A 1,239-nucleotide genomic window follows, 5' to 3' on the forward strand; every position below is an offset into this window, starting at 1 on the left:
CGCCGGCCAGGGCCAGCATCACGGTGATGGCCATCGGCGAGAAGGTCTTGCCCTCCACGCCGGTGAAGGTCAGCAGTGGGGCGTAGACCAGGAGGATGATCGCCTGGCCATAGACGGTGGGCGAGATCATCTCGCGGGCGGCTTCGCGGGTTTCGCCCAGGCGCTCGGACAGCGTCAGGAGACGGCCCTCGTGGTGCTGGCGCTCGGCCAGGCGCCGCAAGGCGTTTTCGACGATGATCACGGCGCCGTCGACGATCAGACCAAAGTCCAGCGCGCCCAGGCTCATCAGATTGCCCGAGACGCCCAGCTTGTTCATGCCGATGGCGGTCATCAGCATCGACAGCGGGATGACCAGGGCGGTGATCAGGGCGGCGCGGAAGTTCCCGAGCAGCAGGAACAGCACCACGATGACAAGCAGAGCGCCTTCGGTCAGGTTCTTTTCGACGGTCTTGATGGTCGCGCCGACCAGCTTGGAGCGGTCGTAGACCACCTGGACCTTCACGCCGACCGGCAGACTCTTGGCCACCTCGGTCAGCTTCTCGGCCGAGGCGCCCGCGACGGTGCGGCTGTTCTCGCCGGTCAGCATCAGCACGGTGCCGACAACGACCTCTTCGCCGTTCTCCGAAGCCGCACCGGTGCGCAGGGCGCCGCCGAGCTTGACGGTGGCGACGTCACGCACGCGGATCGAGACACCTTCACGCGCCGCGACCGTGGCGTTGGCGATCTCGTCGACCGTGCGGACGCGGGCGTCGGCGCGAACGAGGAAGGCTTCCCCGCCCTTCTCGACGAAGTTGGCGCCGACGGCGAGGTTCGCCGCCTCCAGGGCTTTGGCCAGGTCGTTGAACGAGACGCCGACCGAGGCCATGCGGGTCGGATCGGGCTGGACGATGAACTGCTTTTCGAAGCCGCCGATGGAGTCGACACCGGCCACACCCGCGACCGAGCGCATCTGGGGCCGGACGATCCAGTCCTGCACTTCGCGCAGGAACGCCGCCTGGGCCGTGGGATCGGAAAGCCGCTCCCCCGTCGAGGTCAGGTAGGACCCGTCGCTCTGCCAGCCGGGCGAACCTTCGGTGACCTTGGCGCCCTTGCCGCCCGGATGCTCGAAGGCCACGGTCCACATCAGGACCTCGCCCAGACCCGAGGAGATCGGGCCCATGGCCGGTTCGGCTCCGGCCGGCAGGCTTTGGCGCACCTGGGTCAGGCGCTCGGCCACCTGCTGGCGGGCGAAGTAGATGT

1 protein-coding gene is annotated in these 1,239 nt (G+C 68.2%); it reads right to left on the minus strand.

Annotated elements, in window-relative coordinates; all coding sequences use genetic code 11:
* The coding region (locus AX690_RS16240; RefSeq protein WP_197426886.1) for an efflux RND transporter permease subunit at nucleotides 1-1,239 on the minus strand (1,239 nt) is incomplete at both ends.

Origin of the sequence: Caulobacter sp. CCH9-E1, from assembly GCF_001556515.1 — a bacterium.
Classification (GTDB): Bacteria; Pseudomonadota; Alphaproteobacteria; order Caulobacterales; family Caulobacteraceae; genus Caulobacter.